The following is a 21,549-nucleotide window of genomic DNA, read 5'->3' on the forward strand; positions in this document are numbered from 1 at the left end:
AGGTCAAAGTGAGGAATTGTGCCCTGATTGTGCCAACCGGGCAGATTGGGGGCCCGGTTGGCGATTACTTCTAGTCGATCAGGTCGTGCCGCACCACGATGGCTTCACGGTCGGGGCCGACGCCGATCGCGGAAATGCGCGATCCGCTCATGCCCTCGAGGGCGAGTACGTAGTTCTGCGCGGCCTGCGGCAGGTCGTCGAAGGTGCGCACGCCGGTGATGTCCTCGGTCCAGCCGGGGAAGTTCTCGTAGATCGGAACGGCGTGGTGAAAGTCGCTCTGCGAGACCGGAACTTCTTCAACGCGCACGCCATCGACCGAGTAGGCCACACAGACGGGAATCTCGGCCAGACCAGTGAGTACGTCGAGCTTGGTCAGCACGAAGTCGGTGACGCCGTTGATGCGCGCGGTGTAGCGGGCGATCGGGGCGTCGTACCAGCCACAGCGGCGCGGGCGCCCGGTGGTGGTGCCGAACTCGAAGCCGTTGGAGCGCAGGTATTCGCCCGACTCGTCGAACAGTTCGGTGGGAAACGGGCCGCTGCCGACGCGGGTCGTGTACGCCTTGACCACGGCGATGACGCGGTCGATGCGGTTCGGGGCGATGCCGCTGCCGGTCACCGCGCCGCCGGAGGTGGCGTTCGACGACGTGACGAACGGGTAGGTGCCGTGGTCGACGTCGAGCATGGTGGCCTGGCCGCCCTCGAACAATACGGTCTTGCCGGCGTTCAGGGCCTGGTGCAACAGCAGGGCGGTGTCGGTAACCATGGGGCGTAAGCGTTCGGCGTAACCGAGCAGTTCGCTGACGATCTCCTCGGCCTCGATGGCACGGCGGTTGTAGACCTTGACCAGCATATGGTTCTTCTGGTCGAGGGCTCCCTCGACCTTCTGGCGCAGAATGTTCTCATCGAACAGGTCCTGCACGCGAATGCCGACCCGGTTGATCTTGTCGGCGTAGGCCGGGCCGATGCCGCGCCCGGTGGTGCCGATCTGGCGCTTGCCGAGAAAACGCTCGGTGACCTTGTCGAGGGTGCGGTGATACGCGGTGATGACGTGGGCGTTCAGGCTCACCTTGAGCCGGGAGACATCGACGCCGCGTTCCGAGAGAGCGTCGAGCTCTTCAAAGAGCACCTCGACGTCGACGACAACGCCGTTGGCGATGACCGGGGTAACACCAGGACTCAGGATGCCCGACGGCAGCAGGTGCAGCGCATACTTCTCGTCGCCGACGACGACGGTGTGCCCAGCGTTGTTGCCGCCGTTGAACTTGACGACATAGTCGACCCGGCTGCCGAGCAGGTCGGTGGCCTTACCCTTGCCCTCGTCGCCCCACTGGGCTCCGATGAGTACGATCGCGGGCATTTAGTCTTCTCCTCGAATAACGAAAGCTTCGGTGGGCGGCGCCGGGTCGAAACCCGGGCTGCCGGTGTAAAGGGCCCCGATAATGTCGATGGCGTCCACGTCAGCATCCGTCAAAAAAGCCGTCAGGCGGGAGACCTCCTCGGCCTCACCGATCTCCTCGGCACCGCGGCGCAGCGCGAACAGGGCGCGGAGCACACCGCGGTTGGGTTCGTGGCGCCACGGAATGGGGCCGTGGCCGCGCCAGCCAGCCTTACGCAGGGCGTCGAGTCCGCGGTGGTACCCGACGCGGGCGTAGGCATACGACTCGAGGATGCGCCCCTCAGAGTGGGTCGCATCGGCCAGTTCAGCCCAGGCGAGCGGAGAGGTCGGATGCACCTGCACGACGCCGGCGATCTCGCTCCTCGCGGTTCGCCGCAGGGCTTCGAGCACCTCCGGTTCCGCGGGAAGAAGGGTCTCGGGCTCTGAAATCAAATTGTCGCCGGTCACACTGAATGCTATCAAGCCCGGGGCCGGTCTCCCCGGCGACGGGCCAGACGAGCCTGAAACGCCAGTCCCTAAATGGTTAGGCCTGGCTCTGCTGCCGCGCCGCGACCCGCCAGCCACCGTTGACGAACAGGTAGGTCGTCGACATGTTCAGCTCGGCGACGACCTCGCCGCGACGGGCGATCGCCTTGTAGACGACGACACCGGCGTGCTCGCCGAGGCGAATGATGGCGGGTTCGTGAATGCCGTAGCTCTCCCACGGAGCCGCCTGGTCGAAGTAGGCGGTGACCTGATCGCGCGTAATGACGGCCCCCGGCACAATCATCAGACCGTCGTCGGTCATTTCGCGCTGGTAGTAGGCGCCGCCGTTCCCGCCCAGAATGGCCTCCCATCCGGCGTTTTCTTCGTGGAGGAGTCGGGCCGGAAGATCGTCAGTGATCGCAGTCATACCGTCACGCTAGCCCGTATTCAGCCCGCAAACCAGTAAAGATCAGAACCGGTGCTGAACCACCCAGGCATGCATGGTCACGGCGGCGGCCGCCGAGGCGTTGATCGACCGGGTCGAGCCGAACTGGCTTATTTCGACGATGGAATCGGCGGCGGCGATGGCCGCTTCCGACAGGCCGGGGCCTTCCTGACCGAACAGAAGCACGCAGCGTTCGGGAAATGTAAACGTCTCGATGATGACGCTGCCGGGCACATTGTCGATGGCGATAATCGGCAAGTCACCCTTCAAACACCACTCGACGAACGCGGCGACATCCACGTGGTGCAGCACGTGCTGGTAACGGTCGGTGACCATGGCGCCGCGCTTATTCCAACGCTTGCGGCCGATGATATGCACCGTGTCGGCGCCGAACGCATTGGCGCTGCGCACGATCGAGCCAATATTCATGTCGTGCTGCCAGTTCTCGATGGCCACGTGAAACGGATGCCGATGCTCGTCCAGGTCAGCCACGATCGCGGCCATATTCCAGTAGCGGTAGCGGTCGATCACGTTGCGGGTGTCGCCGTGCTCGAGCAGGTCGGCGTCGTAACGGTCTTCGCTCGGCCATTCCCCCGGCCAGGGACCGACGCCGTAGGTTGAGCGCTCTGGCGTGGAGTTGTCGACTGCAGATTCTGACACTACCCAACCGTATCCTGCCAACTCCGCCCAGAATTGGGGTTTCGGTGCGCCTAAATTCTGGCTAGGGTTTCGGTATGTCTAAAACGGATGCCCCCGCCCCTGACCGCGTGCTCGCCAAGGCTCCCACCACGGTCGCCTCCAGCCGCCTGCTCTGGCTGCTCGGACCGGCCCTCGTCGCCGGGGTCGCCTACCTCGACCCGGGCAATGTCGCGAGCAATATGACCGCCGGTGCCCGCTACGGCTACCTGCTGGTCTGGGTGGTGGTCGCCGGCAACGTCATGGCCTGGCTCATCCAATACCTCTCGGCGAAGCTCGGCATCGTCACCGGGGCGAGCCTGCCCGAGATCCTCGGCGTGCGCATGAAGCGGCCCACCGCGCGCAGGCTGTACTGGATCCAGGCCGAACTCGTTGCCATGGCCACCGACCTGGCCGAGATCATCGGCGGCGCGGTCGCCCTCAACCTTCTGTTCAACCTGCCGCTCATCTGGGGCGGCGTGATCACCGGCACCATCTCCATGGTCGTGCTCATGGTGCATTCTCGACGGGGGCCGCGCATCTTCGAGCGCGTCATCATCGCGCTCATGCTCATTATCACGATCGGTTTCACGGCCGGCGTCTTTATCTCCCCGCCGGATGGCGGTGGCGTGCTCGCCGGAATGGTGCCCCGCTTCGAGGGGTCGAACTCGGTGCTCCTCGCCGCATCCATCCTGGGTGCCACGATCATGCCGCACGCCATCTACGCGCATTCGTCGCTCACCCGTGACCGGTTTCCGGAGTGGCAGGGCATCGTGGCCACGCGTCGCCTGCTCTGGGCCACGAAGTGGGACGTCACCATTGCCATGGCGATCGCCGGAACGGTGAACCTGGCGATTCTCCTGCTCGCGGCATCCGCTTTGCAGGGTGTGGATGGAACCGACACGCTCGAGGGCGCTTACGCGGCGCTGAAGGACACGCTCGGGCCGATCGTTGCGACCCTGTTCGCCGTCGGGCTGCTCGCGTCGGGGCTCGCCTCGACCTCGGTCGGGGCTTATGCGGGGGCCGAGATCATGCACGGCCTGTTGCACGTGCGCATTCCGCTGCTGCTGCGCCGACTGGTCACGCTGATTCCGGCGCTGTTCATTCTCGGGGTGGGGTTCGACCCCACGCAGGCGCTCGTGCTCAGCCAGGTGGTTTTGTCGTTCGGCATTCCGTTCGCGCTGATTCCGCTGGTCTGGCTCACCGCCCAGCGCGGCCTGCTGGGAACCTTCACCAATCGCTGGTTCACGACCGCTGCCGGGGTCGTCTGCGCGTTGGCGCTGGTGGCGTTGAACGTGGTACTGCTCGTACTGGTGTTCACCGGCGCGTGACCCGGATACCCTGAGAGGGTTATGACGCACACGACCGGCGCGGCCGAGGACTACCTCAAGACCATCTATGCCCACACCGAGTGGCAGACCGATTTGATCACCCCGTCGGCGCTCGCGGTGCGACTGGGCGTGGCACCGTCATCCGTCACCGAAATGGTCAAAAAGCTTGCAGCGAGCGGGCTCATCACCCACGTTCCCTACGGCCCACTGGCGCTGACGGATGCCGGCCGGCTGCGTGCGACCGCCGTCGTGCGGCGGCATCGCCTGATCGAGACCTGGCTGGTCGGCGAGATGGGCTATGACTGGGACCAGGTACACGACGAAGCCGAGATTCTCGAGCACTCCATCTCGGATCGCCTGCTCGAAGCCATCAACGCGCGGCTCGGTTTTCCGGCGCACGATCCGCACGGCGACCCGATTCCGGCCGCCGATGGCACCGTGCTGCGGCCGCCGGCCGTGCTGCTGGCCGACGCCACGGTCGGGCACCGGGCTGCCGTGCTGCGAATCAGTGACCGCGACCCGTCCGTGCTGCGCGTGCTCGCCGCCGACTTGATCGGGCCGGGCACCGAGTTCACACTCAGCGCGCCCTTGACCATCGTTCTAGCGGATGGCCAGAGTCGCCTGGTCACGCCCGCTGCGGCCGCGTCAATCTGGGTGACTGCCTGAGGCTGGGCAGCTTTCACGGACCGAGCAGCCCCAAGGGAATTACCGCAATTCCGTCAGTGCGCCGGTAGGCGACTTTTCCGGTCGTGATAACCGCCGAATCCACGAGGTCCGGGCCGATCTCATCGGCCAGCCATCTCAGATGCCGCGTGTCCTTATCGTCTACGGTTCCGGACAGCTTTACTTCCAACGCCACCACCCGGCCGTCCGGTCGCTCGATAATGAGATCCACTTCGTGCTCGCCGCCGTGGGTTCGCAAATGATGCACAGATGCCCCCGCAGCTTGTGCGTAGACGCGCACGCTCAGAGTCACCAGGGATTCAAACAGAGCGCCCAGCATCGGACCGTTGCGAAGTTCAGCCGGGCCGATATCTGCCTTATTGATCAGCGTCTCCGCTGAAACACGGAGGAGGCGCGCGGCCAGCGCAGGGTCGGCGAGGTGGTGCTTGGGCGCCTGCCCCAATCCTTTGAGGCGATTTCTGCTCGGCAGCCAGCCGGGAACCTGGTCCAAGAGCCACAGCTTGGTGAGCATTTCCCGGTAGTCCTGCGCGGTGGCTTTTGAGGGTTTGACTGCATCGCCCGGAGTCGCCGCGCGGATAATGCTGTCGTAACTCGCCGTCGTCGAGCTGGCTGCAGCGTAGGCCGCCAGCCACGCTCTGAGCGTTGCCGGACGCCTGACCGCATACCCCGCCTCGGGAAAATCGTGCTCAACGATTGCCGAGAGATAGCCGTCGAGCGTTGCCGATCTATATTCCTTCGTTTGGAGTCGGATCGCCGGAAACCCCGACCGCGTCACCTCGGAGGCATAGTCCTCCAAAGTCAGTGGGCTTGCGCCTTCTATTGCTGCAGGCGGGCCGGCAAGAAGAGTCCCTAGTGAGACTGTAGGCGGGGTGAGCTGCCGCTCGGAGAAGGCCATCGGTCGCATCCGCAGGTGCACAATACGGCCGGCACCGGAATGCGCAGGCGCCTTCGTCGGGCTTGCGCTGCCGGCCAGGATGTACTGACCTGGCCGTGCATCGTGGTCGACGCTGCGGCGAACGGTATCCCAAATCGCTGGAAACGTCTGCCATTCATCAAGCAAAACCGGGCGCGACAACCTCGTTATCCGCTCGCGGTCTGCCTGCAGCAATGCGAGCTGATCCGGATCGTCGAGCTGAATGATGGACCCAGCCCTCCGCGACGCTGTGGCAGTCTTTCCGACAGCCTTTGGCCCGTCGAGGGCGATGGCCGGCAACCCGGCGAGCATGGCTGTCAATTCGGCATCGACGATGCGCGGCGAGTAGTCCATAGGGCTAGGTTACCATTTCTGGGGCTCATACTTTACTGTTTCAAGTCCCTGTGCGTTACCGTTTCCGGAGGCCGTACTTTACTATTTCCGAAATTGGTGGCTGAGGCCCGTCGAGCGGCGACGTGGGAGCACGCGGCGGCATCCGCTTATTTGAGCGATACCCGTAACCGCGGGGAAACGTCGCGCAGCTAGGCTGAGAGTCGACGAAAAGGAGCGCCTGATGGCACGACGCGACGAGATCGAATGCTGGCTCACCGACATGGACGGTGTGCTCGTGCACGAGAACCAGGCCCTTCCGGGGGCGGCCGAGCTGCTGCAGCAGTGGACCGACTCGGGCACGCCGTTTCTGGTGCTCACCAACAACTCCATTTTCACCCCGCGCGACCTGAGCGCCCGGCTGCGTTCGAGCGGGCTGAATGTGCCGGAGGACCGCATCTGGACCTCCGCCCTCGCGACGGCGGATTTTCTGAAGTCGCAGGTTTCCGGCGGCACCGCCTTCGTGATCGGTGAGGTCGGCATCACGACCGCGCTGCACGAGGCCGGGTTCATCATGACCGAGACCGACCCCGACTACGTGGTCGTCGGCGAGACGCGCAACTACTCGTTCGAGGCGATTACCAAGGCGATCCGGCTGATTCTGGGCGGCGCGCGATTCATCGCGACCAACCCCGATGCGACCGGGCCCAGCAAGGACGGCCCGATGCCGGCGACCGGCGCGATCTCGGCGCTGATCTCCAAGGCCACCGGCATGGAACCCTACGTCGTCGGCAAGCCCAACCCCATGATGTTCCGCTCGGCGATGAACAAGATCGGCGCGCACTCGGAGAACACCGGCATGATCGGCGACCGCATGGACACCGACATCGTCGCGGGCATTGAGGCCGGGCTGCACACCATTCTCGTAATGACCGGCATCAGCGACGAAGCCGAAATCAACCGCTACCCGTTTCGGCCCGATGAGATCGTGGCCGGCGTGCACGAGCTGCTCTCGCCGGAGCTCATCGAGAGCGACGAGATCTAGGCGCCTCCTCCACAGGCGCCGGCCTGCGGCGTTGCCCCGCCTGAGATCGCCACGGAACAGCCACCACCGAACGCCCCGGGTACCACCCACCGCTGGTCGAGGATGGTCGAGCAGCCACGGGATCGCCGCGCCGATCTCGGGAACGCCATCATCCCCGGGTCGAGCGGGCCAAGGCGACCCCGCATCCGATCTCGGGAACACCCCCGTTGGTCGAACCGGCCAGAGCCCCGTATCTGATCGCGAGAACCGCAGCAACCCCTGGTCGAGCCTATCGAGACCGCCACAGTCCTGCGATGGCTGGCTGCGCCGCCCAGCCATTCCGTCGGTCGAGTGCAGTTCGGGCTACTTGTCCCAGTTGGGTTTCTCGGCTGGTGTGGCGGCGCGGTTTTGGCCGGCGGGGCGCCAGGTTTGGGTGGGGTCGAACAGGAGCGGGCCGCGGATCCAGGGGCGGCCGTCTCGCATGTCGATGTCCCAGCCTGAGGTGTCGATGCTTGAGTGGGCGGCATTGCAGATCAGCACGGCGTTATCGATATCGGTGAGGCCGCCCTGGCGCCAGGGGACGACGTGGTGAACCTGGGTGAGATGGGGTGGCACGGTGCAGCCGGGGATGACGCAGCCGCCATCGCGGGCGGCCAATGCTCGGCGTTGACTGGCGGTGAAGAACCGGTTACTGGCGCCGAGGTGCAGGATCGTGCCGTTGTGGCCGAACAGGATGGGTTGGTAGCCGCCGGCGCAGATGAGTTCGTCGACTTGGTTGGGGGTGAGGGGGCCGTCGATGCCGTCAATCCAGCCGGCGCCGCGGCCGTCGAGGAGGTCGTTGATGTTGATGTGTACGAGCACGGTGGGGGCGGCTCCGCCCATGGTGGGGGTGTCGGGGTGCCGGGCGGCGGCTTCAAACACGGCGCGGAGGATCCCGGCCTGCTTTTCACTACGGGAGCGGGTGTCGTCGGGGTGCTGCGGGCACGGACCGTGCGGGTCGGGACTGAGCGGGTCGGGTGGGTCGGCGCCGAGCGTGTCGCTGGCCTCCATTTTCGCACCCGCCTCGCCCGCCTGGCCAATTTCGGTGGCTTGGCCCGCCGCGGTGGCGTTCCGCGCCTCGCTGGTCGCTTCTTGTGCCGCTTCGTTGTCGCAGTTCTGGTTGTTCTGGCGGTTCTGGCCGTCGATACCCATCTGCGCGCCGTCGACCCCAGCTTCGGTCTCGCCGTTCTCGTCATTGTCGTTTGTGGTGTCGGGTTCGGGTTCGGTCTCACGGAACGCGACCAGCGCGCGCGGAGTGGCGTCGGAAACTCGACTCGTACCGGACGCCGCGCCGGAAGCCGTGCCAGAGGCGGTGCCGGACGCCGGGGTCGCAGTGCCTCCGGCACCGGGAACGGGGTTGGCCGCCGCGGCGGACAGGTACGCATCAAAAACGTTGCCAACGATGGCGCGGTCGAGGGTGGTGAACCAGCCGTTGAGGCTGTAGCCGCCGTTGCTGAGGGTGCCGAAGGTGAGCCAGCTGCGCCGTTCGGTCGGGGTCTCGCCGGGCGCGGTGCCGTCGGGGGCGAGGCGTGCCTTCCACTGGATGCCCTGCTGCCGCAGCAACTCCGGCGCGAAGGCGATGCCAGCACCGGGCAGGCCTTCAGTTTCGGGAGTGATCGCCCCGGAGCCGCTGGCGACCAGGGAGCGTTCGACCCGGTCGAGGTCGGAGGCCAGCACCTCGGAGCGCAGGCCGTCGAGCACCTGCACGATCACCCGCGCCTGTTCCAGCCCGAGCCCCCCGCCCTGCAGAGCGTCACCGAGAACGGGGTAGGTGGGGGCCAGCGGGCGGCCGAGCAGCATTCGCTGGCCGGCTTTCTCACCGAGCGCGGACCGCTGACGCACCTCGCTGCGGGACAGTCGGGCGAGGGTGCAGACGAGTTCGACGCCGCTGCGGCAGCCGAGCCGACGGGCCAGCGTCGGCGCTGCCAGAGTCGCCGCCGCACCCGCCACGCTTGGCGCGGCCGCATCAGCCGCAGCACCCTCCGGGGTCACGGATTGCGCAGCAGCATTGTCAGAACCAGCATTATGCGAACCAGCACTGCCCGCGGCGGCGACACTCTGATCACCAGCCGCCTGAGCGGCGGCTTTCGCTGCGGCAGCATCAAAGTACTGGGAGCGGCGCAGCACGTCGGTCGTGGAGAGCACCCGGGCCCCGTCGACGACCCGGCCCACGCTCTCCACCGCCAGCAGCAGGGTCAGTGATTCTTCATCGCCCAGCAACCCGAACGACACCCCACCCAACGCCGCCAACAGAATCTCCCGAGCCTGCTCCACCGCCACAACGACGGGGTTCGAACTGGCCTCGCTCGGGTTTTCCACGAACATGGGCGCCATTGCCTCCTTCACGCCAATTCTACCGTAAATCGAACACAAAAGCGAGAGAACCTCAAAAATAATCCCCGCGAGAAATTGGGCCGCCTGATTTACGCTCGTCACCAATGAGGCCACGTCCATGAGGAAAAACAGGGAGCATCAGGCGTGATTCATCGTCGAAGCGTCTACTGTAAGCGCCAAGCCTACGAATTTATGACTGATTTTTCATCACGAATGTGCCCAAACGTTTGCGCCGGGACCACAGAATCAACGTCAGCCCCGAAGGGCTTCAAAACTCAGCCACGAGCCCGCGCATTTTCGGGTGCTTCGTGCTCATGACCGCTCCAGGCTGGCCACAGCTGCCGGCGCGGCCGGCCGCGCCGGCAGCATCCGCTCGCGCGTGTAGCTTTCGGCCACGCGGTCGAACCTACGGGGCGCTCGTTCCCACGGTCACGAGCGCCGATCCATGCGGGGTCAACATCCGCTCCCGCACCAGAGGCGACGCCGACGACCTCGTGGCCTGGCCGAAACCGCAACGACATGAACGGATGCCGCCCGTGCGCGGCGTGCATGTCCGACCCGCAGATTCCCACCACGGTGGAGCACACGAGCACCTCATTGGCGCCGGGAACGGGTATTTCGATATTCTCGAGCACGACATCGGTGGCGGAGTTGACCACGACGCGAACGATTGCTGAGGGCTGCCAGATCAGTAGACCGTGTAGCCGCCGTCGGCGACGAGTATCGAACCGGTGATGAACGACGCTGCTTCGCTGGCCAGGAAGACCACGCAGGGCGCGATCTCCTCGGGCAGGGCGAACCTTTGCTGCGGTGCGTCTTCAACCCAGTAACGCTGGAATTCGGGCCGGTCGACCGGTGCCATCTCGGTCTTGACATAGCCGGGGGCGACCGCGTTCACGCGGATTCCGAGTGGGGCCCATTCGGCCGCCAGAGACTTGGTGAGATGGTGCACGGCCGCCTTCGAGGCGTTGTACGCGGGCTGCATTTGCGGGCGGTTGACGATGATCCCCGACATCGAGCCGATGTTGACGATGGCGCCCTTGCCCTCGGTGCGCATGTGGGCACCAACCGACAGGCTCGCTTTCCAGAGCGCGCGAACGTTGAGGTCCCAGACCGCGGCCCATTCGTCGTCGGTGACATCGAATGCCGGTGCGTGGTAGCAGGTGCCGGCGTTGTTCACGAGAATGTCGATCTTGCCGAGGCCGGTGATGGCTTCCTCGGTCATGCGGGCGACCTGATCGTCTTTGGTGATGTCGGCCTGGATAGTGACGAAGTCATACCCGGCAGCCTTGGCCTCCACCGCAACGGCGGCGTTGCGTTCGGCGCTTCGCCCGGCGATTGCGACGTGGGCGCCGGCCTGGGCCAGCGCGAACGCGAAGGCCTTGCCGAGCCCTTGGTTGCCGCCGGTGACTAGGGCTGTTCTTCCTTCGAGGCTGAATACATTCATGGTGGTGCTCCGTTTCTCTCGGGACTAGTTCGGGTAGACGATGGACTTGAGGCTGTCTTCGTTCCGATCGCTGTCGAGGGCTTCCGCGACATGCTCCAGGTCGAATTTGCCGGTCACGAGCGAGTCGAGGTCGACCTGTCCGGAGGCGACCAGGTGGATAGCGGTCGGCCAGGTGTCCACGTAGCGGAAGATGCCGGTGACGGTCAGTTCCAGGTTTTGAATTTGCGACACCGGCAGGATCATCTCGGGGTTGCCGAGCCCCACCAGAACGACCGTGCCGGCTGGCCGCACCGAGCGGATGCCGCTGTCCACGGCCCGCGCGGAACCGCTGGCGTCGATGAACGCGTTCACGTCAAGGCCCAGCGTTGCCGGGTCTTCGGCCACGGGGTCGATGACCCGGGTGGCTCCGAACTTCAGCGCACGCTCACGCTTGGCTGCAATCAGGTCGGAGACGATGATCTCGCTCGCGCCGAAGGCCCGCGCGGTCTGGGCGGTGATAATGCCGATCGGGCCGGCGCCGGCGATGAGAATCGATGACCCGGGGACGATACCAGCCTTGCGGATGCTCGCGATGGCGACCGAGAGCGGCTCCAGCAGGGCGGCAACCTCAAACGACACCGAGTCGGGAATTGCGTGGGCGAATTCGGTCTGGATCGTCACGTAGCCGCAGAAGGCACCGTCGATGGGCGGGGTTGCGTAGAATTCCATCTTGGAGCACAGGTTGTACCGGCCCGCGCGGCATTCCCGACACAGCCGGCAGGCGCGCTGCGGTTCCACGGCCACGCGCTCCCCCACGCGAGCGGGATCGACGTCCACTCCGACCGCCACGATGGTGCCGCTGAGCTCATGGCCCAGAACCAGAGGGGCATCGACGATGAAGTCGCCGATTCGGCCTTCGCGGTAGTAGTGCACGTCGGAGCCGCAGACGCCGACCGCGGCCACCTTTACAAGCACCTCATCGGCGCCGGCCGTGGGCACGGCACGGTCCTCGATCGTCAAGTCCTGTTGTTTCAGCAAAACGCTCGTTCGCATTGTCGCCGGGAGCGTGGATGAACTGGCCATGACTAGTCTTCTCTCTGAACTGGGTGGGATTCGTAGGGACTGAAAAATAGGGCTCGGCCGGAGACGATGTATTCGGCGCCCAGGGAGCGGGCGGAGTCGGCCACCACTGAGGTGACGCCGCCGTCAACGCCGACCGGCAACATCCGCCAATCGAACGACCCGATGGGTGCGGTCGAGGGCGACGAGTCTGTGGCATTGCCCTGCGATGTCCAGGCCCACAATCGGGTCAGTCAAACCCGCCCCGGCCTTCGCAGCGGCAATCGCCGTGGTGAAAGTCGCCCACGAATCCTCGGGGTGCTGCTCGCCGCATGAAGGCACACGCTGCTTCCAGCACCGAAACGTCGTTGTCGCTCACATGAACCCCGGACACTCTCTTTTGTCTAGATCTTTATCCTGATGGGGCCGTACTCAAATGTCAAGTTGCCCGCTCATATGAGAGAATTAGCGTGCGAGAATGGATTCTCGCGTAGAGCCCGAGGTCAAGGAGAGTCATGGATATCGGTCCCAGCGAACTTGTTCAGATGGCTTTTGTCGCCCAGCAGCACTATCGCGCCGGAAAATCTCTCGTCGAAATCGCGGACGATATCGACATGTCACGCTTCAAAGTCGCTCGTCTTCTCGCGCGCGCCCGAGAAACCGGGCTCGTCACCATTCGGGTGAATACCCCCGGCACCCTGCACGCCGATCTCGCTTCTCGACTGGCGAAGGCCTACGGACTGAACCGGGCGATTGTGGCCAACACGACCACCGATCTCAGCCCGGCCATTCGCACCGAACTGGGGCGGATTACGGCCAACCTGCTTACCGAGATCGTCACGGAGTCCGACGTGCTGGGCATTGCAAGTGGACGCACCCTCACGGCCATCGTGGATCAGCTCGACCGGCTCGCGCCGTGCGATGTCGTGCAGCTCACCGGCCTGGCCGGGGATCCCAGCCAGACCTCCAGCGATCTGGTGCGACGAATCTGCGAGATTTCTGGCGGTCGCCCGTACCCGATCTATGCCCCGCTCGTCGTTTCCGATTCGCAGGCTGCCGAAGCTTTCAAACGTCAGCCATCCATTCAAGCCACATTTCAGCGGATGAGCCGAGTCACCAAGGCGGTGCTCGCGGTCGGCAGCTGGGAACCACCGGAGTCGCAACTCAGTGATGCCCTCAGCGGCGAGGAGCGCGCCGAACTGCTCGCACGCGGCGTACGCGCCGAGATCAGCGCCACCCTGCTCGATGAGCGAGGCCAGCGCGTGCCGGCCCTCGAGGGCCGCACGCTCGCGATCGACATCGACCAGCTGCGTGATATTCCCGAGGTCATCGTCGTGGCCGGTGGTGCGAAGAAGACGGAGGCGTTGCGGGCGGCGCTCAATACCGGGATTGTGACGATTCTGGCGACCGATTCCCACACGGCCCAACGACTTCTGGGCGGCGCCCAGCGAGTTCAGTGACCCGGCGCACACGCAAACGGTTTCGCCGCTGGCGAGAAAACTTTCTCGCCAGCGGCGCCACCGTTGTGTCAATAGGACGCTAGCTACTCGCCCTGTCCCGGCAGGTTTTCAAAGGCGATATCGCCCGTGATGAGGTTGCCAGCGATCAGTTCACTGAGCGCGTCGAGGAACGTCGGACGGTCGCTGACAACGTGCTCGATAGCGTCACCGACGTTGTCGGTCGTGATCGGGGGCATGAGGTAGACGAGGTTCTTGTCGACGTCTTCTCCGCGGGCGATCTTTGCGGCGACCGCGACACCGGTGGCGAGCTGAACGGTACCGTTCTGCAGGCTCGTGCCGATGAAGTCACCGTTCTGAACAGCGTTCAGGCCGTCTTCGATGCCGTCGATACCCACAACGGGCACGCCCTCGATGCCGGCTTCGCGCAGCGCCTGCACGGCGCCGAGGCCCATGTCGTCGTTCTGGGCGATGACACCGTCGATGTCGCCGCCGAACGCGGAGATCCAGTTCTTGACCTTGTTGATGGCTTCGTCGCGGCTCCAGTTGGCCGTGTCCTTGGCCAGAACGGTGATTCCGGGGTTTTCGGCCAGGACGTTGTCGATTCCCTGGCCACGGTTGATTTCACCGGATCCGCCGAGGGGGCCCTGCAGGATCACGACATTTCCGGAGCCGCCGAGGGCTTCCATCATCATCTCGGCTTCCTGCTCGCCAGCCGTGACGTCGTCGGGCTGAACGCTGCCGGCAACTTCGGAATTGTTCAGCGTTGCGTTCACGTCAAGGAACGGAATGCCGGCAGTCTTGGCCGCAGCAACCTGCGGCTGGAGGGTCTCGAGCTGCACCGGTACGACGACGATGGCGTCAACGGCAGCGCTGATGTACTGGTCGATCTGGTTCGCCTGGGTGCTGACATCCATGCCCGCTGAATTCCAGAGAATGTCAATGTCATTCTCTTCCGCATAACGGTCGATGCCTTCCTTGCCCTCAGTAATGAACGACGACATGTCGTAAACCGTCACACCGATCGTGACCCGGTCGCCGGCGTCCGCGCCCTGATTGGCCGTGGGGTCGCCCGCGCCGCACGCGGTGAGCGAGAGCGCGGTGAGCCCTGCAATCGCGATTCCGGTCGCGCGACGGATGTTGCCTGTGATCTTCATTGATTCCTCCGTGTTGAGTTTCCCGGTGCCGGGAGTGGATGGCGCCAGTGCGAATGCACGTGGGCCAAGTGAGTGGCGACGAAGCTAAACGCGTCGTTTGGAGGCCCACACGTCGACCGCGACGGCCGTGACGATGAGCACCCCCTTGATGACGTCCTGCCAGTAGGCGGGGACAGTGAGGATATCGAGTCCGTTATTGAGGGTTTGAATGAGCAGGAGCCCGAGCGCAGTGCCCCAGATGGTGCCGCGGCCACCGAGCAGGCTGGCGCCGCCGATCACGACGGCCGCAATGGCGTCGAGTTCGTAGCCCTGGCCAAGGTTCGGCGACCCGCTGATCACGCGCGAGGAGAGCATAATTCCGGAGAGCCCCGCGAGCGCGCCGCTGATCGCGTAGACGCTGAACAGGATGCGCCCGGTTTTGACACCGGCGATCTCGGCGGCCAGACGATTGCCGCCGACGGCGTAGACGCGCATCCCGTAGGCGGTTCGCTTCATCATGATGCCGAAACCCACGATGCTGACGATCATCAGGATCACGGGGATCGTCAGCCCGAAGATTTCAGTGTTGGCGATCTGGCCGTAGGCTTCCGGCAGCCCGTTGATTGGTGCGCCCCCGCCCACGACGAAGGCCAGGCCGGATGCCAGGGTAAGCATGCCCAACGTCGCAATGAACGGTGGCACGTTGATCACCGAGACGACCAACCCGTTGATCGAACCGGCGATGAGGCCCACGGCCACGGCCACGAGCAGTGCCAGCCAGATGCGGTCGGGGAACGTCTTGGCGGTCAGGGCGCCCGACATCGCACTGAGCGCGATGATGCTGCCGACGGACAGGTCGATACCGCCGGTGAGAATAACGAGGGTCTGACCGAGTGCGATCAGCGCAAACGGCGCCGCAGCGATGAGGATCGTGACGACATTGTCGACGGTTCCGAATCGTGCGCTGCGATAGAGGAAGAACGAGATGATGAGAACCATCACGATCACCATCGCGTAGCGAACCGCGAGGTCCTGCAACCATTGGCCGGAGAATCGTCGCGTGGTGTCCTGGGTAATTGTCATGCTCAGTTGTCCTTCTGCTTGTTCGTGGACGGGTCTGCACTGGCGGGAACGGTCAATGCGGCGGGGTCGATGCCATCGAGTCCGCTGGCCAGCCGAAAGATCGTGTCTTGCACCCCGGGATGCGCCAGCTGCTCGGCGTTGAGCTCACCGGCGATGATGCCGTTTCGCAGGACAAGTGCCCTGTGCGACAGGCTCAGAATTTCCGGCATATCGCTGGATGCCATGACGACGGCCATGCCTTCCGCTGCGAGGTCGACGATGATGCGGTAGATCTCGCTACGGGCACCCACGTCAACACCACGGGTCGGCTCATCGAGGATGAGGACGTCAACCGGGGAGGTGAGCCAGCGTGCGAGCACCACCTTCTGCTGGTTACCTCCCGACAGCGTCTCCATGGACTGGTCCAGTCCTCGGCTGCGCAGCTTCACGGCGTCCATGGCTTCGCGAACCTGCGAACGTCGGAGGCCCTGCCGCAGCAGTCCCCCCGCCGAGAATTGCTGGATCCGGGGCAGCGTGGCGTTGTCGAGCACACTCATCGAGAGGATGGCACCGGCACCCTTGCGATCCTCCGGTACAAAGGCCATGCGTGCCGCAATTGCCGCTGCCGGCGTGCCTCCCTTGACCGTGACACCCTTCACGGCAATCGAGCCGGCCGTGCTCTTGCGAATGCCGAACACAGTTTCCAAGAGTTCCGTTCGACCGGCGCCGACGAGCCCTGCCAGGCCTACGATCTCGCCGCGGCGCACGGTGAGGCTGAGTGGGGCGCCAGCACCGATGACCTGCAGGTTGTCGATCTCCAGCACGATTTCTGTTCCAGGCTCGGGAAGTTCGGGAAAGAGGCCTTCGAGTTCGCGACCGATCATGGCCGTGACGATGTCGTCGTCGGTAAGGTTGCGCAGGGGCTCATCGAGCACGAGCTCACCGTCCCGCAGCACCAGAACGCGGTCGGCGAGTGCGCGCATTTCTTCCATCTTGTGAGTGGTGAACAGGAGGGCGACTCCGCGGTCGCGCAGGGTGCGCATTACCTCGATCAGCCGGCCAACTTCACGCTCAGCGATCGCGCTGGAGGGCTCGTCGAGCAGAATGACACGTGCTCCGGTGTTGGTGGCCTTCACGATTTCGACGATCTGGCGCAGACCGACCGGCAGGCTCCCCATGCGTTGAGTCGGCTCAATATCGACGCCGAAGACGTGCAGAATCTCCCGCGCGGAGTCGATCATGGCCCGGCGCCGCAGGCCCAGCGGCCCGCGCAGTTCGCGGCCGATGAAGATATTCTCATAGACCGTCATCTCGAGAACAGAGGCGAGTTCCTGCGGAACGATGGCGACCCCGAGACGATACGCCGCCTGCGGATTACCGCTCGGCAGGCTCTCTCCACGCACCAGCACTTCACCAGAGTCTGGCCGGTACTGGCCGGACGCAATCTTCATGAGCGTGGATTTGCCGGCGCCGTTTTCACCCGCCAGAGCAGTGATGGTTCCGGGAGCCAGCGACAGCGAAATCCCCTTGAGCACCGGTACGCCACCGAATGCCTTGGTCAGGTCGCGGCACTCCAGGGTGCCGAATTCGTCTGTCATTAGCCTCACCTTTCGCGCAAGGAGTGCTGGTGACAGAGCCTCATTGCGATCAACCACGTAAAACGGATGTTTTCAAACTCTAACCTCAAAAAATACATATGAGAAACTAGCGTGCACAAATGAGCGAAGTGCTAACCTTGAGCGCCGCCAAGGTCAATGGAAGTGAGTTGCGTTGAAACGGAATGATGAAGAACAAATGGCCGACGTGGCGACACGTCACTTCATCGGCAACCGGTCGAGAATCGAGATCGCTGAAGAGCTCGGAATCTCCCGGTTCAAGGTTGCCCGGCTCCTGGAGCAGGCGATTGAGCTGGGGATCGTCACGATCGATATCGGAATGCCCGGCGTCGTCGATCTGGACATCTCCATTGCCCTCCAGAAACGTTTTGGTCTGAAGCGGGCCATCGCCGTCATGACCCCCAGCCCGCGCCCCGAGGTAGTGCAGGAAGCCCTGGGGCGAGTCGGCGCCCAACTTCTGAGCGAGATCGTCGTCGACGGCGACGTGCTGGGCGTCACCGCCGGTCGTACGCTCAGCCACATGGCCCATCACATTGGCGAGATCGCGCACTGCGAGGTTGTGCAACTCGCCGGTGTTGCCGGACCGGTACGCGAGAACGGTATCGACATCGTGCGTCGCATCGCCCAGGCATCCGGCGGTAACGCCTACCCGATTTTTGCACCCCTGCTGGTGAAAGATCGTGCGACAGCTATAGCGCTGCGCAGCGACCCGGTTATTCATGAGACCTTCCGCCGCTTCGACGGCGTCACCAAGGCCGTCGTCGCCATCGGAAGCTGGAATCCACCGGATTCCCAGCTCTACGACAACGCCCGAAATATCGGTGTGCTCGACGATTTGCTGAGCCGAAACGTGTTGGCCGAGGTAGCAGCCACCCTGCTCGATCCGCACAACCAGGAGATCGACACCGTCGTCGACCGGTCGGTGGCCGTCAGCTCGGCTCAGCTGCGCGCCATTCCCGACGTAATCGGCCTGGCTGGCGGCACTCTCAAAGCCGCGGCGGTGCGCAGCGCAATCGACAGCGGACTCATCACCTCGCTCGTCACCGATACCGGTTTGGCCCAACGGCTGTTGAGCCAGCCGGTTTAGAGCGCGTCATCGGCGCGTTCCGTCCGACCTCAACTCACAACCAGACCTGGAGTAACCGCATGCATGCAGACCTGACCGGCAAAGTCGCCGTCATCACCGGAGGAGCCCGCGGGCTCGGCTATTCACTCGCGACCGCTCTCGCAGCCCAGGGTGTCTCCGTTGGCCTGATCGACCTGCTCGACGGTGTCGCCGAATCTGCAGCGACTCTGGCCCGCGACTATGGTGTGGCCACCGCGAGTGTTCGGGTCGACGTGACCGATGCCGCGGCGCTGGATGCAGCATTCTCCGCACTGGAGTCGAAGTTGGGAACGGCTAACCTGCTCGTGACCGCCGCGGGGATGACGCTGTGGGGCGATAGCGTCGACGTGACGCCGGCGGCCTGGAACAAGGTGATCGAGGTGAACCTGAACGGGACCTTCTTCGCCAGCCAGTCCTTTGCGCGGCGACTTCTCGCATCTGGTGCACCGGGATCAGTTATCTTCGTCGCATCGATGTCGGGCCTCATCGTCAATGTCCCCCAGTTTCAGGCGTCCTACAGCGCGTCCAAGGCAGCGGTGAGCCACCTCGCCAAGTCTCTAGCCGTGGAATGGGCGCAGTCCGGAATTCGTGTGAACGCGATAGCCCCCGGTTACTTTCTGTCGGATATGACCCGGCAGTTCACCACGGAGAATCCTGACCTGGCCACCCAATGGACCAGCACGATCCCGCTCGGTCGCATGGGTGAGCCCGAAGATCTGCACGGACTCACGACGTTCCTCGCTTCGGATGCGTCCGCGTATGTCACCGCGCAGACCATCGTCATCGACGGTGGCTACACGGCGCTTTAGCCCTGCTTCAGGCTGAAAGAAGCTGCAGGCGGCGGCTGGCCTGCCGGCCGCATCCGCTCGCGCCTGCAGCAGGCCGCGCGGGTCAGGCCGGACCGGTGCCCATGATGGTCGCGGCCAGCGGTTCGGCCGAGGCTCGGCTTACGAAGCAGTAGTAGTTGCGCGGGCCGGTGGTCCACTGTTCGTCGGTGATCGGGTAGCTGCCCTGCATTTGCAGGTTCGGGTAGGCGCCGGCGGCGTTCAGGTCGAGGATGCCGGGTGCCGTGCAGAGCAGGTTGATCTGGGCGGCGAGCGCGGCCTCGCCCGGAAACACGGTGGTCGCGTCGCCGCCGAAGCTGCCGCGATGGACCAGCTGGGCGGTGTGTGCGACGGCGCAATCGACCACCGTAAACTCTTCCTCCCACGGCGAGACATACGGTTCGAGGCACTCGCCACCGAACAAGGTGTTCCACTCGTGCGCACCGGCGGCCTGCACCGCGGTGATCTCCGGGGTCCGGGTGGGCGTGGGGGTCGGCGTGGGCGTCGGCGTCGGCGTCGCGGATTGGGTCGGTGCCGGAGCCGCTACCGGACTCGCGACCAGACGCTGGCCGAGATAAAACAGCCCAACCAGCACGATGAGGGCAAGCAGCCCGACGGCGGTCCAGACTAGGGTGGCCTGCGTTCCCCCGGCAAGGACTCGCCGGGACCGGTGTCGACTCGGCGCCTCAGTGTGCGTTGGCTGGTCGGCTTCGGCGTCGGCCTCGGCCTCGGCCTCGGCCAAGCGGATGCCCGCGCCCGCGTCGGGCGCATGAGTATCCGTTGCAGAGACCGGCAGCAACTCGGTTGCGGCCGTGGCCTGCGCCTCGAGAGGCTCAGGCGCGACAACGGCCGGTGACGCCGGCGCGAGCTGTTCGACAGAGGCGACCGTGGCCGTTTCGTGGTCGGCCGCGACGGGCTCAGCAGCAACAACCTCTGCCCTTACTGGGGCGGCCGTCACCGGACCGTCCGTGACGGGTTCGACGGCTGCCGATTCGCTCATACTCGGTTCGCTCGCGGCTGGCACAACGACGGCCGGGATGACTGCGGCCGGAACTTCGGCCGTTGGAATGGCTGGGGCGGGATCGGCTGCGGCCGCCACGACATCGTCCGCGCTGGGCTCGGCCCCTGCAGTGGACTGCTGGTCCGGCTCTGGCTCACTATCGCTCGGCGGAATGACTTCGGGCTCGGCATGAGTGGCCGGTGCAGCGTCATCCGCGGAATCAGCGGCGCCGGCGGCGGCTTCTGCTTCGACCGGTTGCGGCAGCGGGGTGGTCCACCAGGGAGCCGGCCCGGCCGGAACTGCCGGAACGGGCGGCTCAACGGGCTCGGCGACCTCGGGCTCGTCGACGACCGGCTTGGCTCGGCGCGCGCGGCGACCAAAGCGGCTCGTGGGTGCGGCGGTATCCGGTTTGGCGGCATCCGTTTTAGCATCATCTGTAGCTTTGGCAGCTGAGTCGTCCGGCGAGTCAGCCCCGGCACCGGTGGTTTCCGGGTCGAGCTGCGACGCGAGCCAGTCGATTCCCCGCTCGTCGTCTGATGCCACTAGTTGAGCCCCAGGTCCTCAAGGGAGATCGCGGCGTAATAGGGGTAGCCGGCGGCCTCGATCACTTCGCGAGCACCAGTGTTGCGGTCGACCACGACGGCGACGCCGGCGATCTCGGCGCCGACCTTGAGCAGAGCTTCGATGGCGGCGAGCGGTGACCCGCCGGTGGTCGAGGTGTCTTCGAGCACGATCACGCGCTTGCCGGCGAGGTCGGGGCCTTCAACCTGGCGTCCACGGCCGTGGTCTTTCGGTTCCTTGCGCACGACGAAGGCGTCGTAGGTCGCGCCGCGGGCCGCGCCCTGGTGCATGACGGCGGCGGCGATCGGGTCGGCGCCCATGGTCAGGCCGCCAACGGCGACGACATCGGGCACGTCCTTGATCAGGTCGAGCATGACCTGCCCGATCAGTGGAGCCACCCGGTGGTCGAGGCTCACCCGGCGCAGGTCCACGTAGTACGTGGCCTTCTTGCCGCTGGTGAGAACGAAGTCTCCGTGAAAAACGGCCTCGGCCGAGATGAAGTCGATGAGTTTCTGCCGCGTATCAGTCACAATCGCCAGTTTAGGGCATGCCCAGCAGCCCCCTCCGTGTCCAGAACACGAGGCGGGGGCAGGGTAGTTTCCGCGGGGTTGCGAGTTTTGATGTGTGGCGGCGTCCCGCGCACGCCGATTGTTGAGCTTGTCGAAAC

At 64.9% G+C, this 21,549-nt stretch carries 20 protein-coding genes; 6 read left to right on the forward strand and 14 right to left on the reverse strand.

Annotation, left to right across the window (positions count from 1 at the left end; translation table 11 throughout):
- Positions 1–70 precede the first annotated feature (70 nt).
- The 4 genes from E3T35_RS02475 to E3T35_RS02490 form a co-directional block, all read right to left on the reverse strand.
- A complete protein-coding gene (locus tag E3T35_RS02475) occupies positions 71–1,357 on the reverse strand; it encodes an adenylosuccinate synthase (RefSeq protein ID WP_104090125.1) in 1,287 nt (428 codons plus the stop codon).
- The gene (locus tag E3T35_RS02480; RefSeq protein ID WP_092338112.1) at positions 1,358–1,843 is read right to left on the reverse strand and encodes a DUF3151 domain-containing protein; all 486 of its coding nucleotides are present in this window, start codon (positions 1,841–1,843) and stop codon (positions 1,358–1,360) included.
- Between the two features lie 76 nt (positions 1,844–1,919).
- Positions 1,920–2,288 carry a nuclear transport factor 2 family protein gene (locus E3T35_RS02485; protein WP_092338114.1) on the reverse strand — a complete coding sequence of 123 codons (369 nt, stop codon included), beginning with the start codon at positions 2,286–2,288 and terminating at the stop codon, positions 1,920–1,922.
- Between the two features lie 42 nt (positions 2,289–2,330).
- A complete protein-coding gene (locus E3T35_RS02490; RefSeq protein WP_134377790.1) occupies positions 2,331–2,966 on the reverse strand; it encodes an RNA methyltransferase in 636 nt (211 codons plus the stop codon).
- Positions 2,967–3,040: 74 nt separating this feature from the next.
- On the opposite strand from E3T35_RS02490, the gene E3T35_RS02495 reads away from it, so the two are divergent.
- Positions 3,041–4,312, forward strand: a complete 1,272-nt coding sequence (locus E3T35_RS02495) for an Nramp family divalent metal transporter (protein WP_134343915.1) — start codon at positions 3,041–3,043, stop codon at positions 4,310–4,312.
- A gap of 21 nt (positions 4,313–4,333) precedes the next feature.
- Entirely contained in the window at positions 4,334–4,978 is a 645-nt protein-coding gene (locus tag E3T35_RS02500; RefSeq protein ID WP_134377791.1) for a metal-dependent transcriptional regulator, read from the forward strand.
- 13 nt (positions 4,979–4,991) lie between these two features.
- Here the strand turns inward: E3T35_RS02500 and E3T35_RS02505 are convergent, their stop codons facing one another.
- Positions 4,992–6,263, reverse strand: a complete 1,272-nt coding sequence (locus E3T35_RS02505; RefSeq protein WP_134377792.1) for an ATP-binding protein — start codon at positions 6,261–6,263, stop codon at positions 4,992–4,994.
- A gap of 220 nt (positions 6,264–6,483) precedes the next feature.
- Between E3T35_RS02505 and E3T35_RS02510 the strand changes: the two genes are divergently transcribed.
- Positions 6,484–7,284 carry an HAD-IIA family hydrolase gene (locus E3T35_RS02510; RefSeq protein WP_104090116.1) on the forward strand — a complete coding sequence of 267 codons (801 nt, stop codon included), beginning with the start codon at positions 6,484–6,486 and terminating at the stop codon, positions 7,282–7,284.
- Positions 7,285–7,626: 342 nt separating this feature from the next.
- Here E3T35_RS02510 and E3T35_RS02515 read toward each other — a convergent pair whose 3' ends face one another.
- The 4 genes from E3T35_RS02515 to E3T35_RS02530 form a co-directional block, all read right to left on the reverse strand.
- The gene (locus tag E3T35_RS02515) at positions 7,627–9,636 is read right to left on the reverse strand and encodes an HNH endonuclease signature motif containing protein (RefSeq protein WP_166789807.1); all 2,010 of its coding nucleotides are present in this window, start codon (positions 9,634–9,636) and stop codon (positions 7,627–7,629) included.
- Positions 9,637–9,911: 275 nt separating this feature from the next.
- On the reverse strand, positions 9,912–10,295 hold the full coding sequence (locus E3T35_RS02520) for an alcohol dehydrogenase catalytic domain-containing protein (protein WP_241988707.1): 384 nt from the start codon (positions 10,293–10,295) through the stop codon (positions 9,912–9,914).
- A 29-nt stretch (positions 10,296–10,324) separates the two neighbouring features.
- Positions 10,325–11,083 (reverse strand): SDR family NAD(P)-dependent oxidoreductase, encoded by a 759-nt coding sequence (locus E3T35_RS02525; RefSeq protein ID WP_134377795.1) that lies wholly within the window; start codon positions 11,081–11,083, stop codon positions 10,325–10,327.
- A gap of 24 nt (positions 11,084–11,107) precedes the next feature.
- On the reverse strand, positions 11,108–12,145 hold the full coding sequence (locus E3T35_RS02530; RefSeq protein ID WP_134377796.1) for an NAD(P)-dependent alcohol dehydrogenase: 1,038 nt from the start codon (positions 12,143–12,145) through the stop codon (positions 11,108–11,110).
- Positions 12,146–12,636: 491 nt separating this feature from the next.
- On the opposite strand from E3T35_RS02530, the gene E3T35_RS02535 reads away from it, so the two are divergent.
- Positions 12,637–13,581, forward strand: coding sequence for a sugar-binding transcriptional regulator (locus E3T35_RS02535; protein WP_134377797.1), 945 nt, complete (start codon positions 12,637–12,639; stop codon positions 13,579–13,581).
- Positions 13,582–13,664: 83 nt separating this feature from the next.
- On the opposite strand, the gene E3T35_RS02540 is transcribed toward E3T35_RS02535, so the two are convergent.
- The 3 genes from E3T35_RS02540 to E3T35_RS02550 form a co-directional block, all read right to left on the reverse strand.
- Complete coding sequence (locus E3T35_RS02540) at positions 13,665–14,735, reverse strand: substrate-binding domain-containing protein (protein ID WP_134377798.1); 1,071 nt, start codon at positions 14,733–14,735, stop codon at positions 13,665–13,667.
- Between the two features lie 84 nt (positions 14,736–14,819).
- Positions 14,820–15,797, reverse strand: coding sequence for an ABC transporter permease (locus E3T35_RS02545; protein WP_134377799.1), 978 nt, complete (start codon positions 15,795–15,797; stop codon positions 14,820–14,822).
- A 2-nt stretch (positions 15,798–15,799) separates the two neighbouring features.
- Positions 15,800–17,374, reverse strand: a complete 1,575-nt coding sequence (locus E3T35_RS02550; protein ID WP_134377800.1) for a sugar ABC transporter ATP-binding protein — start codon at positions 17,372–17,374, stop codon at positions 15,800–15,802.
- A 196-nt stretch (positions 17,375–17,570) separates the two neighbouring features.
- Between E3T35_RS02550 and E3T35_RS02555 the strand changes: the two genes are divergently transcribed.
- Together E3T35_RS02555 and E3T35_RS02560 are read left to right on the forward strand one after the other, a co-directional pair.
- Positions 17,571–18,479: a sugar-binding transcriptional regulator gene (locus E3T35_RS02555; RefSeq protein WP_134377801.1), complete on the forward strand. Its 909-nt coding sequence runs from the start codon at positions 17,571–17,573 to the stop codon at positions 18,477–18,479.
- Positions 18,480–18,538: 59 nt separating this feature from the next.
- Positions 18,539–19,306: an SDR family oxidoreductase gene (locus E3T35_RS02560; protein WP_134377802.1), complete on the forward strand. Its 768-nt coding sequence runs from the start codon at positions 18,539–18,541 to the stop codon at positions 19,304–19,306.
- Positions 19,307–19,388: 82 nt separating this feature from the next.
- On the opposite strand, the gene E3T35_RS02565 is transcribed toward E3T35_RS02560, so the two are convergent.
- Positions 19,389–20,864 carry a hypothetical protein gene (locus E3T35_RS02565; protein ID WP_134377803.1) on the reverse strand — a complete coding sequence of 492 codons (1,476 nt, stop codon included), beginning with the start codon at positions 20,862–20,864 and terminating at the stop codon, positions 19,389–19,391.
- On the reverse strand, positions 20,864–21,412 hold the full coding sequence (pyrE, locus tag E3T35_RS02570; RefSeq protein ID WP_104090094.1) for an orotate phosphoribosyltransferase: 549 nt from the start codon (positions 21,410–21,412) through the stop codon (positions 20,864–20,866). The genes E3T35_RS02565 and pyrE overlap by 1 nt, the downstream gene beginning before the upstream one ends.
- Positions 21,413–21,549 lie beyond the last annotated feature (137 nt).

The sequence above is a fragment of the Cryobacterium sp. TMT1-2-2 genome (genome assembly GCF_004403505.1).
Lineage (GTDB): Bacteria > Actinomycetota > Actinomycetes > Actinomycetales > Microbacteriaceae > Cryobacterium > Cryobacterium flavum.

Bases quoted from the DNA above. Each gene is read 5' to 3' on its own strand.
- E3T35_RS02540 (WP_134377798.1), bottom strand. From the start codon at position 14,735: ATGAAGATCACAGGCAACATCCGTCGCGCGACCGGAATCGCGATTGCA.
- E3T35_RS02525 (WP_134377795.1), bottom strand. From the start codon at position 11,083: ATGAATGTATTCAGCCTCGAAGGAAGAACAGCCCTAGTCACCGGCGGC.
- E3T35_RS02550 (WP_134377800.1), bottom strand. From the start codon at position 17,374: ATGACAGACGAATTCGGCACCCTGGAGTGCCGCGACCTGACCAAGGCA.
- E3T35_RS02505 (WP_134377792.1), bottom strand. From the start codon at position 6,263: ATGGACTACTCGCCGCGCATCGTCGATGCCGAATTGACAGCCATGCTC.
- E3T35_RS02495 (WP_134343915.1), top strand. From the start codon at position 3,041: ATGTCTAAAACGGATGCCCCCGCCCCTGACCGCGTGCTCGCCAAGGCT.
- E3T35_RS02475 (WP_104090125.1), bottom strand. From the start codon at position 1,357: ATGCCCGCGATCGTACTCATCGGAGCCCAGTGGGGCGACGAGGGCAAG.
- E3T35_RS02510 (WP_104090116.1), top strand. From the start codon at position 6,484: ATGGCACGACGCGACGAGATCGAATGCTGGCTCACCGACATGGACGGT.
- E3T35_RS02535 (WP_134377797.1), top strand. From the start codon at position 12,637: ATGGATATCGGTCCCAGCGAACTTGTTCAGATGGCTTTTGTCGCCCAG.
- E3T35_RS02555 (WP_134377801.1), top strand. From the start codon at position 17,571: ATGGCCGACGTGGCGACACGTCACTTCATCGGCAACCGGTCGAGAATC.
- E3T35_RS02545 (WP_134377799.1), bottom strand. From the start codon at position 15,797: ATGACAATTACCCAGGACACCACGCGACGATTCTCCGGCCAATGGTTG.
- E3T35_RS02485 (WP_092338114.1), bottom strand. From the start codon at position 2,288: ATGACTGCGATCACTGACGATCTTCCGGCCCGACTCCTCCACGAAGAA.
- E3T35_RS02515 (WP_166789807.1), bottom strand. From the start codon at position 9,636: ATGGCGCCCATGTTCGTGGAAAACCCGAGCGAGGCCAGTTCGAACCCC.
- E3T35_RS02560 (WP_134377802.1), top strand. From the start codon at position 18,539: ATGCATGCAGACCTGACCGGCAAAGTCGCCGTCATCACCGGAGGAGCC.
- E3T35_RS02500 (WP_134377791.1), top strand. From the start codon at position 4,334: ATGACGCACACGACCGGCGCGGCCGAGGACTACCTCAAGACCATCTAT.
- E3T35_RS02530 (WP_134377796.1), bottom strand. From the start codon at position 12,145: ATGGCCAGTTCATCCACGCTCCCGGCGACAATGCGAACGAGCGTTTTG.